This window comes from Hymenobacter telluris (genome assembly GCF_017313265.1).
GTDB lineage: Bacteria > Bacteroidota > Bacteroidia > Cytophagales > Hymenobacteraceae > Hymenobacter > Hymenobacter telluris.
This window is the reverse complement of record NZ_JAFLQZ010000010.1, coordinates 153,286-168,980: the sequence shown is the minus strand read 5'-3', so window position 1 is coordinate 168,980 and position 15,695 is coordinate 153,286. Positions and strand designations below refer to the sequence as shown.

General features: G+C 57.2%; 13 protein-coding genes. 4 read left to right on the top strand and 9 right to left on the bottom strand.

Annotated features, from left to right (window positions below; genetic code table 11):
• Window positions 1-2 precede the first annotated feature (2 nt).
• From J0X19_RS15505 to J0X19_RS15470, 8 genes are all read right to left on the bottom strand, one after another.
• Window positions 3-5,009, bottom strand: a complete 5,007-nt coding sequence (locus tag J0X19_RS15505; protein ID WP_206985293.1) for a DNA repair ATPase — start codon at window positions 5,007-5,009, stop codon at window positions 3-5.
• 39 nt (window positions 5,010-5,048) lie between these two features.
• Window positions 5,049-5,471 (bottom strand): endonuclease domain-containing protein, encoded by a 423-nt coding sequence (locus tag J0X19_RS15500; protein ID WP_206985292.1) that lies wholly within the window; start codon window positions 5,469-5,471, stop codon window positions 5,049-5,051.
• 166 nt (window positions 5,472-5,637) lie between these two features.
• Window positions 5,638-7,806: a flotillin family protein gene (locus J0X19_RS15495; protein ID WP_242582743.1), complete on the bottom strand. Its 2,169-nt coding sequence runs from the start codon at window positions 7,804-7,806 to the stop codon at window positions 5,638-5,640.
• 90 nt (window positions 7,807-7,896) lie between these two features.
• Window positions 7,897-8,304 carry a PH domain-containing protein gene (locus J0X19_RS15490; RefSeq protein ID WP_206985291.1) on the bottom strand — a complete coding sequence of 136 codons (408 nt, stop codon included), beginning with the start codon at window positions 8,302-8,304 and terminating at the stop codon, window positions 7,897-7,899.
• Between the two features lie 29 nt (window positions 8,305-8,333).
• Window positions 8,334-8,993 carry a hypothetical protein gene (locus J0X19_RS15485; protein ID WP_206985290.1) on the bottom strand — a complete coding sequence of 220 codons (660 nt, stop codon included), beginning with the start codon at window positions 8,991-8,993 and terminating at the stop codon, window positions 8,334-8,336.
• Window positions 8,994-9,067: 74 nt separating this feature from the next.
• Entirely contained in the window at window positions 9,068-9,313 is a 246-nt protein-coding gene (locus tag J0X19_RS15480; protein ID WP_206985289.1) for a hypothetical protein, read from the bottom strand.
• Between the two features lie 25 nt (window positions 9,314-9,338).
• On the bottom strand, window positions 9,339-10,043 hold the full coding sequence (locus J0X19_RS15475; RefSeq protein WP_206985288.1) for a PspA/IM30 family protein: 705 nt from the start codon (window positions 10,041-10,043) through the stop codon (window positions 9,339-9,341).
• A gap of 65 nt (window positions 10,044-10,108) precedes the next feature.
• Entirely contained in the window at window positions 10,109-10,528 is a 420-nt protein-coding gene (locus tag J0X19_RS15470; protein ID WP_206985287.1) for a CesT family type III secretion system chaperone, read from the bottom strand.
• A gap of 211 nt (window positions 10,529-10,739) precedes the next feature.
• Between J0X19_RS15470 and J0X19_RS15465 the strand changes: the two genes are divergently transcribed.
• The 3 genes from J0X19_RS15465 (at window position 10,740) to J0X19_RS15455 (ending at window position 13,219) form a co-directional block, all read left to right on the top strand.
• Window positions 10,740-11,522, top strand: a complete 783-nt coding sequence (locus tag J0X19_RS15465) for an XRE family transcriptional regulator (RefSeq protein WP_206985286.1) — start codon at window positions 10,740-10,742, stop codon at window positions 11,520-11,522.
• Window positions 11,523-11,941: 419 nt separating this feature from the next.
• Entirely contained in the window at window positions 11,942-12,226 is a 285-nt protein-coding gene (locus J0X19_RS15460) for a hypothetical protein (protein ID WP_206985285.1), read from the top strand.
• Between the two features lie 177 nt (window positions 12,227-12,403).
• Window positions 12,404-13,219: an alpha/beta fold hydrolase gene (locus tag J0X19_RS15455; protein ID WP_206985284.1), complete on the top strand. Its 816-nt coding sequence runs from the start codon at window positions 12,404-12,406 to the stop codon at window positions 13,217-13,219.
• A gap of 162 nt (window positions 13,220-13,381) precedes the next feature.
• Here J0X19_RS15455 and J0X19_RS15450 read toward each other — a convergent pair whose 3' ends face one another.
• Window positions 13,382-14,398, bottom strand: a complete 1,017-nt coding sequence (locus J0X19_RS15450; protein ID WP_317194782.1) for an OmpA family protein — start codon at window positions 14,396-14,398, stop codon at window positions 13,382-13,384.
• A 284-nt stretch (window positions 14,399-14,682) separates the two neighbouring features.
• Here J0X19_RS15450 and accD point away from each other — a divergent pair, with 284 nt between their 5' ends.
• Complete coding sequence (gene accD, locus J0X19_RS15445) at window positions 14,683-15,573, top strand: acetyl-CoA carboxylase, carboxyltransferase subunit beta (protein WP_206985283.1); 891 nt, start codon at window positions 14,683-14,685, stop codon at window positions 15,571-15,573.
• The last annotated feature ends 122 nt before the right edge of the window (window positions 15,574-15,695 follow it).

The following is a 15,695-nucleotide window of genomic DNA, read 5'->3' as shown; positions in this document are numbered from 1 at the left end:
TACTACTCTCGTTTCAACGCCTCCCGAATCCCGCTCAAGCCTCCAGCAATGCTTTCCAGCTTGTCGAGCATCTGTAGGAGCTGGCCGGCGCCGGAGTTGCGGAGGTTGTCGCGGAAGGTGGCTTTTATTTCCTGCCAGCGGGCTTCCTCGGCGGGGGTGAGCCAGCCCAGTAGCTCGCGCAGCTTGAGCAGGTTGGCTTCGGTGGCGCTGGTCAGGGTTTGGGCTTCGCTTTCGTAGTGGGCGGCCAGCAGGTCGGTTATTTCCTGGTCGTTCATCACGGGGCGCACTTTCTCGGCCAGCTTGTTCATGTTGCGGTAGGAGCCCTGCAGCTTGAACGGCGGCTCGGTGCGGTAGGCATCGGCCTGGGCGGCGCTGGCAATGTAGGCGGTATTTACGCGGGCCACCACGTCGCGCAGGCGCAGCAGCTTTTGCAGCACGGCCACGTACTCGTCTAGCTCCTCGGGCGTGTGGTTGCCCTCGAAGCTGAGGCCGTCCTGCTGCCCGGTTTCGGCCAAGCGGATGAGGGCGGGCACGTCCTGGGGGCTTTGGGTGGCGAGGCGGCCCAGGGCGGCGTTGCTGGTGAGGGCGTTTTCGAGGTAGGAGAGGCGGAAGGCGTCTTCGGAGCCGGCCGTGAGAATGTCGCCCAGGTTGTAGATGTCGGCGCGGTTGGCCAGCATGTCGGGCAGCTGAAACACGTCGCCGCTTTCGGTGTAGGGGTTGCCGGCCATCACCACCGCCACCTTGCGGCCGCGGAAGTCGTAGGTGCGGGCGCGGCCCTCGTACACGCCCTCAATCTTGCGCTGGGCGTCGCAGAGGGAAATGAACTTCTGCAGAAACTCGGGGTTGCAGTGCTGGATGTCGTCCACGTAAATCATCACGTTGTCGCCCATCTCGAAGGCTAGGTTCAGCTTCTCCAGCTCCTGCCGCGCCCCGGCGTTGGGGGCCTGGGCGGGGTCTACGCTGGTCACGGCGTGCCCAATGGCTGGCCCGTTGATCTTCATAAAGATGAGGCCTAGCCGGTTGGCGACGTACTCCATGAGCGTGGTTTTGCCGTAGCCGGGCGGCGAGATGAGCAGGAGCAGGCCCATGAGGTCGGTGCGCTTGCCCTCGCCCGCCGTCCCGATCTGCTTGGCTAGGTTTGCCCCAATCAGCGGCAGATACACTTTATCAATCAGCTGATTGCGCACAAACGAGGTCAGCACCCGCGGGCGGAAATCTTCCAGGCGCATATCCTGGGCGGCCCGCACCAGCAGCTGCTTCTTCACCTCCTGAAACTGCTCGAACTGCGCCACCGTGGCGCGGTCGTAGTGCAGCAGCCGGCGGCGGAAGTCGGGGAAGTTGAGGTGGTAGCTGCGGTTTTCGAGGATGCGCGGGTGGCTGCCCTGGAGGTTTTCGAGCGTTTCGAGGGTAGGGGTGTGCACGACGCGGGCCGGGTCGTAGGATTGGGTAAGCAGGAGGACGGCAACCTCACCCCCCGGCCCCCTCTCCTCGGGGAGAGGGGGAGCCTGACGATTATCGTTGGTCGAGTTTTGTAGTTGGGTTTGTGTTGAACCAGCGCCGTTTGCTGACGACCGTCTCCCTCCTCTCCCCGAGGAGAGGGGGGCTGGGGGGGTGAGGTTCGCCGCCTGCACCCACTGCCGCACCAGCTGAAACTGCGCTACCGGCTGGTCGCGGAGCTGGGCTATGGACTGCTGGAACAGTTCCGTGGCCTGACGCTCCTGCAGCTGCTTCTGGAACTGCTGGTACAGCTCGGCGGCTTCGGCGGCAATAATGAAGGTACCGGTGTGGGTCAGCTCGTGGAAGAGGTAGTCGCCGGCTTCCGCTACCTGGCCTAGGGTGAAGAGGCCGGTCTGCTGGACGAAGGTTTCTATGGCGCCTTGCAGCTCGGTTTTGAGCGCATCGAACTCCTGCGAATCGGGGAACACCTGGAGCAGCACCCCGATGCCTTGCAGCTGCCGCTCCCAGTGGGCGCGCTGGTCGGGGTCGGCGAAGCGCAGCCAGTAGAGGGCCGCAGCGGCGCGGGTGTCTGCCGGGTAGCGGAGCAAGTCGGCGGTGCGGGTGAGGCGCACCAGGGCCGTGAGCAGCAGGGCGGCGTCGTGGTCGTGCACGCCTTTGAGGTAGCCTTCCTGGTAGCGCGCGGCCATAAACTGCTGCACGTAGGCCAGTAGCTCGGCGGCGCTGAGGTGGCCTAGCTCCGTTACCGACAGCACCGCGGTGCGGCCGGTTTCGGGGTTGGCGGGCGTGGGGTGCTGGGCCGCCTGCAGAATGCGCCAGGCCAGAAACTCGGCCCGGTATACGTCCTGGTTTTCCGACACCACGGTTTGTTCCCACACGGGCTTGGAGGCCAGCAAGGCGGGGTCGGTTATCTTCTGGAAAAAGTTGGTGCCGGTGAGGTGGTAGTGCAGGTCACCGTCGCGCAGCACCACGGTCAGCTCCAGCGGCTGGGTATTCACCGTGAAGGCGTGGGGGCCGAACTTGAGGGTCTGGCCGCCGTCAGCAAACAGGTCCGCCCGGTCGCGGAGCTGGCGCACGGCGTCTTCGCGCAAGGTTTTCAGCCGGCTTTGCACGTCATCCGACTTCACCGAGTCGCCGAGGCCTAGCAGCTCCTGGGCGGTCTGGCGCACCTTCTCCACCATCACATCGGCGGCAAAGTACCCGTTGATATCCGCCACCGATTCCAGGCGGGTGAGGCGGCTCTGCACCGCTTTCAGCAGCCGCTCGGCGCTTTGCAGCAGGGCCGTGGCACGCTGGTTGCGGGCCGCCACCAGGGCCGTTTTCTTCGACTCGAAGGCTTCGACTACCTGTTCGCGGCGGGTGGTGAGCTGCTCGATAAACTGGTCGAAGTCGGGAAACTTGCCTTCCAGTTCTTCCAGCTGCACCATGAGCTTGGTTTGGTACTCGTCGCACTTGGCGGGCGTATCGGCCAGGTCGAGGTAGTTGGTGAGGGCCTGCTCCAGCAGCTTGAGCTGGGCGGTAAACTCGGCCTGGGCCTCGGTGCCGGCCAACGCCTGCCGCCGCCGCTTCAGCGCCGCCCGAATCTGGTTGAAGCGCGCGTACACCGTCGAGATGTTGTCGATAATGGCCGTGGTCTGGGTGGGGTCGGGGATGGGCAGGTTGCTGACTACCTCAATCAGCAGCTCCAGCTCCTGGGCTACGGCAGTGGTTTCCTGCTCGCGCTGATCGGCTTCGATGGTCTTTTGGACCTGCTCCACGCCGTCGGCAATAGCCTGCACGCGCTGGGAATAGGGGGCCAGGGCATCGGGCTTGAGCAGGAAGTCCACGGTTTGCAGGGCTACTTCCTTGCTTAGGGCTTCCAAATCAGCGGCGTGCTTCTCCACGGCCGGCAACTCCACGTAGCGCAGCTCCTTGAGCGAAATAACCTCGCCGCGCACCCCGCGCAGATCGCCCAGCAGCTGCACAAATTCCGTGACGGAATCGGGCGCTGAGCGGCGGATGCGACCCGTTAGCTCGTCGGCTTTCTGGAACACGGCGGCCGTTTGCTGGGCGGTATTCTTGCGGATGCTCCGCACCTTCTCAAACTCCTCCACGGCGGCGGTGGCCGTCTGCCGGATTTCGCCCAGCGGCTCGGCCAGGGCCTGGGCGGCGGGCTCGCGCAGCCAGTGGTAGGCGTCGGTGAGGGCGGTGGTCTGGCGAATCAGGTCGAGGTAGAGGCCGGCGTAGGAGTCGTCCTTGCTGGTCAGCGTCAGGACCTCCTGCACCTCGCTCATGGCTCGCACAATCTCCTTGTTGCCCAGCTTGTAGAGGTAGGAATCGGAGGTGACGGGCAACTCAAAATCTGGGGCGGTGTAGGGCGTCTGCCAGATCTGCACGGCGTGGTGCTTCTTGGGCTCATCGTCGGCCCGGAAGTAGCACAGCTCCCCATTCTCAAATAGCGCGTAGCCGTGGCATACAATGGGGTTGTCGACGCGCTGGGCAATACGGTTGTAGCTCAGCAGCAGGTAGGTGCCCTGGTCCTTGTTGTAGAACACGTACAGGAAGTCCTCCCCGTTCGGCGACACGACGCGCTTCTCAAACAGCATCTCCCGCAGCCCATTGTCGAACAGCTTGTTGTCGCCGGTTTGCAGGTAGAAGCCGTGCGGGAAAATCAGGCCCTGCCCGTCGGGCAGCAGCACGCAGGCATCGGCCAGGGCATCGAGGCGCTGGGCGGTTTTGAGCTTGTGGTTGAAGATGAAGTAGCGGTACTGCTGCTCCTGGTAGGGCCGGATCTTGAGCAGAATCAGGTTGCCCACCACCGCAAAGTAGATTTCCGAGTCGTCGAGGGTCTGATCCTTGTCGTCGACCGGCTCACTCAGAATACCCTGCCCGGTGCTGGTGTTGTCCTCTACTTTGATGGTCAGGTCGCCGCCTATCGTTTCCACGAACACCTTGTCCTCGATGCTGATGTGGGGGTGCTTGCCGCCGCGCTGCATGTCGCGGGTAGCGCGCTTCCACTGAAACTCGTGCTGGGGCGGGAAAGTGTACTCGTGGTCGGACCGGTTGTCGAGGTAGCTCAGCGTGTCGCCCTGGATAAGCCACTTAAACGTCTTCACATCCGAGGCGCTGCGGCCCACCCGAAACACCATGAACAGGTGTACGCCAATAACGGCGAATTTCACAAACTGGGTGTTCTTGTAGTAACGGTACAGGTTGCGAAACTCCTCCAGAAATTGCGGGTTCTGCAGCAATTCCAGGCCCAGCGGCCGGAAGTCGTGCTCGGCGTACTCATACACGCCAAATACGTCGGCCAGGTCCGGCTCCGCCTTCAGCCCCAGCACCACGTTATACCCGAAGATAAAGCGCTGGCCCACCGGCACCATGTCCCAGGCCAGGCAGTTGTTTTCGGTGGTAATGCGGCCGGTGCCAATCAGACGGGTATCCACGGCCCCAAACACCTGCTTGCGTTCCGTGTTCAGCGCATCGAGGCGCTGGCGCAGGTCGGTGCTGCTTTTGAGCAGGCGGTTGCGCAGGATTTCGTAGGTGCCGGTTTCGAGTTGGGTAGTTTGTTCCATAAGAGTAGCCCGAACATTAGCTAGAGCTAAGACTAGAAACTAGTTCCCCTTCTCAGATGAGGAGGGGCTAGGGGTGGTTGATGAGGGTAGAACGATACGTTGAAAAGCGGCCTCAATAGCCGCCAATACACTTTCGACATGTTGCACAACTAGCTTATTCTCAAAACGCAGCACTTTCAGGCCTAAGCTGCCTAAGTAAGCATCCCGCTCTGCATCCTGCGCCTCGCCGCTAGCCGTGAAATGCCCGGCCCCATCCAACTCGACCACCAGCTTTTCGCTAGGGCAATAGAAGTCCACTATGTACGGTCCGATGCCGTGCTGGCGGCGGAATTTGCGACCGACTAGCTGGCTGCGCTGGAGGGCTTTCCAGAGCAGGGCTTCGGCAGGAGTGAGGTTGCTACGGAGTGTGCGACGAGTAGCTTTTTGATAGCCTAGGTTATGAATGTGATTTGTATCGGGCATAGCTATAGAAGTTAGAGGCTAGTTCCCCTCATTGGATTAGGAGGGGCTAGAGGTGGTTGAAAAGCTAGAGCTAGTTAATCGTTCAACGGTTGGTCAACCACCCCCAACCCCTCCTCATCTGAGGAGGGGAGCTGGATTTTAGCTCTAGTTTATAGCTAGGTAGTTGTTACTTCAGCTCCAGCATCCGGGCCGGCTTATCACTAATGCCCAGGGCGGTGGCGGTGCTAGCCAGCTGGGTAATCGTAGCGCGGGTGGCGTCGTCGCCGGCCTGGTTCATCATCTTCAGCAGCAGGGCCGAAACGCTGAGGTTTTTCATGTCCTCACTGCTGAGGCCGAACTGGTCCACGAAGCGGCGGAGGTTGGTTTTGAAGTCGCCCCCGCCGTCCACGGAGAAGAAGGCGTCTTTCACGGTGCCGAGCACTTCCGAGTTGTGCACGGCGCGGTCCACCATCTTGCCCTTCGTAATCGAGCCGATAATCTGGTCGAAGAACATGGTTTCCCCACCCACAATGTCGATTTTGGCGGCTTTAAGGGCCTCGCCAATAACCTCGGCCTGGGAGGCGGCAATGTCTTTCTGGATATTGATTTGAGCCAGCTCTACCGACTTGTCTTTGTCGAGGCGCAGCTTGAACTCCTCGTGGTCTTTGCCCACGCCGTCGAGCTTCTTCATGGCGTCGGCCTTGGCTTCGATGCCCTTGGCTTCCACCGCAAATTTCTGCTCCGATACGGCGGCTTCGGCCAAGCCTTTCTTCTGGTCGGCGTCGGCTTTGGCCTGAATGATATCGGCGTCGGCGAGGCCTTTCTCACGGTTGATTTTGGCAGCTACCAGGCCCAACTTCTCGTCGGCTTCGGCCTGGGCGCCGGCTTTGGCCTGGATGGCCTGGGCTTCGGCGGTAGCGGTAAGTTGGAGCACGGTGGCCTGGGTTTCGCCTTCCTTCTGGCGGGCGGTGGCTTTGGCCTGCATCACCTGGGCTTCGGCTAGTCCTACGGCAGTGGCTTTGCTGGCTTCGGCTTCGGCCAAGGTGCGGATGGCCTGGCCTCGGAATTCGGCCGAGGCTTTTTCAGCTTCAGCATCAATCAGAGCCTGCTTGGCGCGGAACTCGGCGGCCTGGCGTTCCATGTCGGCGGTGCCGACCAAAGCTACTGTGGCGGCTTCGGCTTGCTGCTTGGCGGCGGTAATGGCTACCAGCTTTTCGCGGTCGGCCTGGGCCTGGGCGCGGGTGTCCTTAATTTTCTCTTCCTCTTGTACCGTGGCTTTTTCCACCACAATTCTTTCGCGGATGATGGTCTGGATGTTCTTTTTCTCTTCTTCCAGCGCCTTTTCCTTTTCAATTTGAGCCAGGGCTACAATCCGCTCCCGCTCGTTGGCTTCCAGCGCCTTGGCCTGGGCTACCCGCTCGGTTTCCACGGCGTCGGTGCGCTGCTTGTTGCGCTCGGCTACCAGCACCTGCCGGTCGCGGTTTTGCTGGGCAATGCCCACTTCTTCCTCGGTGGCAATGCGGGCTTTTTCCGATTTCAGCTTTTCCTCTTGCTGCACTTTGTCGGTTTCGGCCTGCTCGCGGGCCTTGATGTTGGCTATTTCACGCTTCTGCTTTTCCTGGTTCTCAATAAGCTGCTTATCGAGCTGCAAAATGGTTTCCTGCGCTTCCACGTCCTGCTTCTTGATGGTTTTCTGCATCTCGCGGGCAATGGAGTTGGCTTGAATTTTCTGCTCCGAGGTCAGGGCCACAATCTTCTTGATACCCTCGGCGTCCAGAATATTATCCTGGTTGAGCGAGGTGAGCGGGGTTTGCTCCAGGTAGTCGATGGCGCAGTCGTCGAGCACGTAGCCGTTAAGGTCGGTGCCGATGATGCGCAGGATTTCCTGCTTGAATTGCTCGCGCGAGTTATACAGCTCGATAAAGTCGAACTGCTTGCCTACGGTTTTCAGCGCTTCCGAGAACTTGGCATCAAAGAGGTTTTCCAGCGCCGTAGGATCGGAGGCGCGGCGGCAACCGATGCTCTGGGCCACCTGCACCACGTCGTCGTGGGTTTTGTTGACGCGCACAAAGAAGTTCACTTTCACGTCGGCCCGCAGGTTGTCTTTGCACACCAAGCCTTCGGAGCCGGCCCGCGCAATTACCATGTTCTTCAGCGTGATGTCCATCACTTCCAGCTTGTGCAGCACCGGAATCACAAAGATGCCCGAAAACGACACCTTGGTGTCGCCGAGGCCGGTGCGCACCAGCGCTTCGCCCTGCACAGCCTTCTGGTACATTTTCACTACAATGGCGAGCAGGCCCAGCAGTAGCAGCGCGACGATGACAATCACCGCCAGGGAAAGTTGTTCTAACATGGAAGTAAGGAGTAAGAGTAGAGTCAGAAAGAGAGAAGAAATGAAGTTGTAAACCGGCAAATTGCCTAAGAAATATGATATTTTGACGGTCTATGGTAGAGAAATTTGAATAGCTGGATTAAGCTGCTGCAAGGCAACCAGGAAACCAGCTTTGTCGGCTGGAGAAATCAGCACCGAATCGTACTTATTGTAGCTGATTTCCAACCGGTCGAAAGAAAGAGCTGGCGAACTGGCCGGGCTGTTGCTGGGAGCTACCCGCTTGATGCTAGCCACCGGAATGGGCTGTTGCGGCCAGCCACACACAATGTAGAGCATGTCGGGGGTGAGGCGGTAATACGTGTTGGTGAATAGCCGCAACAGAAACAGTTCGACTGCGCCTAGTATTGCCACTGCCAGCCAAGCCGACTGCCAGATACCCACCACCAAAAAACCCAGCAACAGCCCGAAAACCGACCCGAAAAGCCACCAGCTGATCTTGGATTTGTAGGTCTGATTCATAGTTTAATGCAATTTAGGTAAGTTGCGGGCTAAGTGGTTTCGTAGGGCTCGATTAGGTAGCAGCGCCGGGTGGTATCGTAATCAATCACCAGCGCCGACTCGCCCTTGCGCAGCTCCGTTGTGGCCGAGGCCGCCCTGACGTTGAGCACCAGTGGCGCCCCATTGAGCAACCGGACGCTGGCTTGCCCGAGCCGGTCGTGGGTGGTGGGCAGCAGCACCGTGCACACTTTGCCTAAGGGTTGCGCGCCGCTGTCGTGGTTGCGCTCCAAGGCGGCAAACAGGTGCACAAAGGGCAGCGTCAGCACCTTGGCCAATAGCAAACTCCCAATAAACAGTGGCAGCAGCAGCAGCAAACCTACTAGGAGAGAGGTGTTGCCGAGGTAATAGTTCAGCAGGATGCTGCCCACCCACAGCGGCAGGGCCACAAAGCTCAGAAACACCATCAGGGGCACGCGGCCCAGGTTGAAAAACGCCAGCGCGTTGTTCAGCCAGCTGACGCCCATGCCCGAACTGTCGGGGGCTACGTGGGTGGCGTGGGGAAGGTCGAAGTCGTGGTGCGTGTGCAGGTCCAGCGTTTTGAAGTCCAGCAGCCCGATAATTACGGTCAGCCAGTACAGCAGCACAAATACCAGCAGCGTAGTAGGCAGTAGGTTGGGCGGCGAAACGGCCGCGTGTAGCAGCTCAGTCATAACGGGAAGGAAAAGCCGCTTTTACCAAGGAAAGTAACAGGAAGATAGAATGCAGAGTGGTAGTAATCAAGTAATTATAGCTTGGGGTATTCGCGCGGGACGGGTTGCTTTTGCCCCTGTTCCAGTAGCTCCTGCAACTCCTGGTTGTGGCGCCGCAGCCGCCGGGAGTAGCTGCTGTAGGAAAGCAAGCCCAGCAGCAAGCCAAACGTCAGCAGGGTTTGGCCATCGGATGCGCTGATACTGTGCGACAGGCGCAACCCTAAACTGCACAGTACCAGGAGTAAGGAGCCGATGCGCATCAGCTTTTCCGGCAGATTCATGGCATTATTCATCAGGCATGCCCAGCTATTCGTAGCCCAACTTAGCCTTCAGCGCCTGCAAATCAGCCGAGGCCTGGCCGTTGCCGCTGGTACCCAGCGCCTTATCAATTTCCTGGTCGATGGTTTTGTTTTCGTTGGCAATCTGCCCGTACGATTCGGCCAATGCTTCCTCAGTAGCTACCTTATCCTTCATGCGCTCCAGCAGCGCCACCGTACCCGACGAGTCAAGCTGAGCCAGCTGCTGGTTGATGGTTTTGGTGGCGGTGCTCACCGTCACGCGGGCCTTCAACGTTTTCAGCTCGTTGTCCCACTGGCTGATGGTGCTTTTGAGCTGCTGCACGTTCTGGTCGAGTTGCTGGGCCGAAGCTTCAAACTTTGCCTGGTCCTGGCTGGCGCGGGTGGCTTGGGCTTCGTGCTGGGTTTTCTTGAGCAAAGCTTCGGTGGCCAGGCGGTCGGCTTCCGGCGCAGCTATTTCCTGGCGGTGGGCTTTCTGGAGCAGCAACACGGCTTTGTTTTCGTAGTCGAGGGCGCGGTTTCGCTCGGTTTCCACTTCGTTGCGGGCCCGAATGGCCAGCGCCTTCACTTCGGCCAGCGCGTGCAAGGCCTTATCCAAGTCCTGGCGTAAGTCGCGCAGGCCTTGTTCGGTCATTTTGATAGGGTCTTCGAGCTGATTAACAGCTGAGTGGGCTTCGGCCTGCCCGATTTTGAAGATACGATTGAATAGATTCATGGGTACGGGGGCTTAGGGTCTTGGGAGCTTGGTTTTCTCGGATAATATCAACTATCAATCAAATGCTAAGCCTTCAAGGCCGCGGGTCCTGGTTTAGAAAAGGCAATCAACTCGTCGCTGAACTCGCTTAGCAACAGCGCCAGTGAATTGAACACCGCTTCCAGCTCCGGCCGGTCGAGGTGTTCCAGCTGAAGCGTATCCCGGAAAATCACCTTGCGGCCCGACTCATCCAGCACGAAAGCGCCGTGAATGATGTCGCGGTTTTTCTGGAGCAGCCGCTGGTACACGTCGCAGTTGGGCGCAGGCAGGTCGAGCAGGTATTGCTCCAGAATCAGGAGCGGCTCGCCACAACCCAGCACCAGATGCTCGATGCCCAACTCCGGCTTGCTGACTACCAGTAAGTTAGTATCGGCATCGGTATGCCGGATGTCGAAGCCCAGCTCCAGCAGGAAGCCCTGGATTTTAATGAAGTAGTGGTTAGCCATAGAATAAGGTAAGGAAGTGCCAGCTGAAACGGGTAATGAAGAGCGAACTATAAGTTAAGAGCAACGTCCTACAGAATCGGGCGGTTGTGCTCATAGCTCAAAAAACTAGCGGCTCAAGTAGGTTATGCTGGTAATGTAGTAGCTTTACGACACAAGGATACTCAAAGTTTTAGACACGCTCAAAGTTTGAGCGAAAAAAATATTTCGCCTGATGTCTTACGTTGGAAAGAACATTCGCAAGATTAGAACGGTAAAAAAGTTAAGCCAGGCGGCATTTGCCGAACTTTTTGGTTTGGCGCGGCCCAGCGTAGGAGCGTACGAAGAAGGCCGGTCGGAGCCAAAAATGGAGACGCTTATTCACATTGCTCAACATTTTGGCTTATCCGTAGACTTGCTACTAACGAAAGAACTAACGGTAAATGAGCTGTATCATTTCGATATATTCAAGCAGGATGCCTCCACTGAGAAGCCCGCCGTATCCGCCGTTGCGCAAGCCGACCAGCTGCATGCCGTAACCCCCTTTGTGCCCGCCGACCGGCTGCTGGAATACATTGTGCAGCACCACAAAGCCACTTTTCTCGATACCCTGCCGGCCCTCACATTTCCGCACCAGCTTGGCCCGGCCACCCGCGCCTTCGAGATAGTAGGGGCCGAAATGCAACACCAGCAACAAGGCCTGCGCCACCAGGATGTGGTGCTTTGCGCCCGTATCGATTTGGCAGCGCCCAACCTGCGGGTGCACCGCATCTACGCGTTTGTTACCCAGAGCCGCCTGCTGGTCCGGCGCCTGTCGGAGCGGCGGCCCGACAACACGCTCAAGCTGCGCGCCGATAACCCCGACTACGGCTCCGAGGAGTTTGCGCTGGATCAGGCGCTGGAAATATGGGAGGTAAAAGCTGTTTTCACCACGCACCTGCGCCCACCGTCCACTATGGAGGAGCGGGTCACTAGGTTGGAACGGCAGGTGGAGGAACTGTTGGCGCGGCTGGGGTAATCACGGTCTTTTACGTGAAATAACGGCCGCCAAGCAACAGGGCTGAAAGGTATATTCAGTGCTTGTGCTTAACTTCATAGCCAGGGGCACTTCTAGAATAGGTTCAATAGGTGTGCGCATTAAGTGTTGAGCATGTTCTTTTTTTTGTTCAATTAATTGGTTGTTAATAAGCTCTGCTGCACTTGATATTTTTATATATGTTCATAGACTAACGCGGTGCTCTTTTTTATTGTAAGTAATTGATTGTTAGTATAATAATTATATATATTTTAATAAAAAATACAGCTTAACAACATTGATGGATAGTTTTTGATAAGTTAAGTGCAAAAAAAATACTGCAATAAATTTGATTGTTGTTCAATCCAATGCAAATAGGCTTTCGTATTTGGATGGGTATAACCATATAATATGCAGTGCTTATGAGTAGAGAAGAAGCTATACAGCTAGCTCAAATATATCTGGCACAAGAAGATCAGAATCATCCCCTTGCCCTCGACAAGCTCCGGATGTTAAACTCACCCACCGAATATGGAGGGTACTGGTATTTTGACTACCGCTACCATCATCCGGATAAGCTGCCGGATGAGTCGCGGGATATGATTGGAGGAGCACCTGGATTTGTAATAGCCAAGCACGGAAAGCAAATTCGGGTTATTACTTGGAACGAGCTTTATGAGCTCAACCAGGTGCCAATTCAATTTTAAAGCCCCTGTTCCCGCTTTAGAAACTCACCTGGCAGAAACAGCCACATTACGCAGGCCAAGTGGTGCCGATAATTCAGTAGTAAAGCTGAATATTTGGAGCTATGCCTAGGCAGCTAGTATATTCCTAATGAAAGTACAAGATTTATATAATGATTCAATAAGAAAATTGTTTTTATCATGGATATACTCGAACGGCATCATGTTTCCACCTACGGAGCAGGAGAGCGGCCCATTGTATTTGCCCACGGATTTGGCACCAACCAGCAAACGTGGCGTTACGTTGCGCCGGCATTTGCGGCCCAAAACCAGGTTGTGCTTTTCGACTTGGTAGGAGCCGGCCAGTCCGATAAAACCGCTTATGACTTCACTCGCTACCAAACCCTGGACGGTTACGTAACCGATTTGCTGGCGCTGCTCCGAGCCCTAGACCTACCCAAGGTAGTGTACGTAGGGCACTCAGTAAGCGGCATGATTGGGGTGCTGGCGGCCATCCAGGAGCCGGAGTTATTCGACCGGCTCGTGTTGCTGGCCGCTTCGCCATGCTACCTCAACGACGGAGCCTATGCCGGCGGCTTCGACCCCGACGACCTAGAAGAACTACTCGGTTTTCTTGACCGCGACTACCTAAGCTGGTCGAATACGGTGGTACCGACGCTGGTAGGAGGGGATATGCGCCCAGAATTACTGGATGACCTGCTCGCCAGTTTCACTTCTGTAGATCCTGCCGTTGCCCGGCAGTTTGCCAAGGCCACTTTCCTGTCTGATTATCGGGCTGCACTAGCACAACTCCGAGTGCCCGCTTTAATTGTGCAGTGCGCCGATGATTCCATAGCGTCACCGGCTGTAGGTCAGTATTTGCACGAAAACATGGCCGGAAGCACGCTAACCATTCTCGATACGGAAGGCCATTACCCTCATTTAAACGCGCCAGTAGCTACAATTGCAGCCTTGGAGCGCTACTTAGGACAATCGGTAATGAGCTACGCTCAGTAAGCAATAGCGCTTCAAGACCAAGTTACTGCTATACCAGCTGCCAGAACCAACTGGCTGATTGACAGGCTAACTAATAACCGAGGCCGGTTGAACTCTTATTCTGTAAGGGTTCAACCGGCCTCGCTTGTGTTGTCCTGCCATGTAAAGCTGGAGCACTCTACTCTATTTAGGAGTGGGACCAGCTGCCGAGCTTGAATCCAGAATTTTAAATAGCTCGTTGAGCTTGGGCGTAAGGATGATTTCGGTGCGGCGGTTCATGGCCTTGTTGGTAGGCGTGTCGTTGGCGGCTACCGGTACGTATTGCGAGCGGCCCGAAGCCGTTACGCGCTCCGGCTGGATGCCGCCGGTGGTGAGCAGCCGTGCAATTTCGGTGGCTCGTAATACGCTCAGGTCCCAGTTGTCTTGCATGCCACCAGTAGGGCGGCTGAATGGCACGTTATCGGTGTGGCCTTCTACTACCACGTTCACGTCGGGCTGGGTTTCCAATACGGCGGCCAACTGCTTGAGAGCTTGCTGGCCTTTAGGGTCCACTTTGGTAGAGCCGGTTTTAAACAACAGTTGCTCCGACAGCGACACGTATACTTTGCCGTCCTTCATTTTCACCTGCAAATCGGTGCCCTGGAAGCCGCGCAAGGCGTTGGCCACGCTGGCCCGCAGGTCGTTCACGGCTTTATCTTTCTCGGCTAGGGCCTTTTCCAGTTCCGCTAAGCGGGCTTCACGGGTTTTCAGGTCGGCGTTGAGCTTGTCGATGGCGGCCCGGTTTTTCTTCAGTGAGGTATCCAACTCGCCTAGCTCGGCTTCGCGGCGGGCGAGGTCTTGCGCCACCTTATTGTAGTCCGACGACTTATTGGCTAGTTCTCGGTCACTGTTTTTTAGCAGCTTGTCGTAGCTGTCGGTGAGCTGTGTGTAGAGCTGGCGAGTGCGGCGTAGGGCATTACCGGTTTGCGTGGAGTCGTCGGTGAGGCGCTTGTTATTGAGGCGCATCTCGTTGAGTTCATCGGTGGCTTTTTGCAACTCAGCCACCGCTTTGCGCTGCTGGCGCTCGGCCTCAGCTTTGCCCTGTTCAGTGGAGGCCTGCCGGGCCTTCAGATCTTCGTACTTTTTGGATGGCACGCAGCCCGGCAGCAACGTAGCAGCCGTTAGGGTGAAAGCCAGCAAGCGGGATGGAATATTTTTCACGGAAAAGGGCATGGGGAAAATCAGAGAGCAGAAAGCAGCGTACACCACGCAGCATCTTTGTGGCAAGGTACTCAGCAGCTGCCTGCTATTGCAACCTGGCACCCGTAACCAACCGATTTCAACCTATATTTGAGCCCGCTTCGAGTAATTAAGAGTTGCGAATTGAAATCAAGAATTTCTGGATCTGCATGTTGCCGTAGGTAATTGCCTGGCAACTGGCAGCTCAGTGAATTGGCGGCCTTTCACAATTTCTGATTCATAATTTTTAATTCATAATTGAAAAGATGTCTTGGTTTAAGCGCGTAGAGAAAGGCATTGTTACGCCAACGGAGCAGAAAAAAGAGACGCCCGATGGGCTGTGGTATAAGTGCCCGGAGTGTAAAACCGTGGCTACCATGGCCGAGCATAAGCGCCTGCTCTACACCTGTGGCAACTGCAACCACCACGACCGGATTGACGCAGCCGACTACTTCGACCTGCTGTTTGACGAAGGCAAGTTCACGGAGTTGGATGCCGATATGCACTCCGCCGACCCGCTGCATTTCGTGGATACCAAAGCGTATCCGCAACGCCTAACGGCCACCGAGAAAAACACGGGCCTCACCGATGCCGTCCGGACTGGCCACGGCCAACTCAACGGTCTAGGGCTGGTAGTAGCCGCCATGGATTTCCGCTTTATCGGGGGCTCGATGGGCTCGGTGGTAGGCGAGAAAATAGCGCGCGCCATCGACTATGCCCGCCAGAATCGGCTGCCGTTCCTGATGATTTCGCGTTCCGGAGGCGCCCGTATGATGGAGGCTGGTTTCTCGCTGATGCAGATGGCCAAAACCTCGGCCAAGCTGGCTCTGCTTTCCGAAGCCGGCCTGCCCTACATTTCACTGCTCACCGACCCCACCACCGGGGGCGTTACAGCTTCCTTTGCCATGCTCGGCGACTTCAACATTGCCGAGCCCGGTGCGCTCATCGGGTTTGCGGGGCCGCGGGTAATCAAAGAAACTATTGGCAAGGATTTGCCCAAGGGCTTCCAAAGCGCTGAGTTCGTACTGGAACACGGCTTCCTCGATTTCATTGTGGACCGCAAAGAGCTGAAGACCCGCCTCACTGACCTGCTCACCATGCTTGGCCCGACGGCTGCAAAACCAAAAGCAGGCGCCAAATCAATACAGCCAGTTTAAAAGTCGGCACGCTTCTTGAGAACCCCGCTCAGTATGCAGTAGAATGCACTGGGCGGGGTTTTTACGTTTGTGGTACTAGCCGGAAACTTAGCCAACGGAAACGCCATCAGAAATAATTTGTC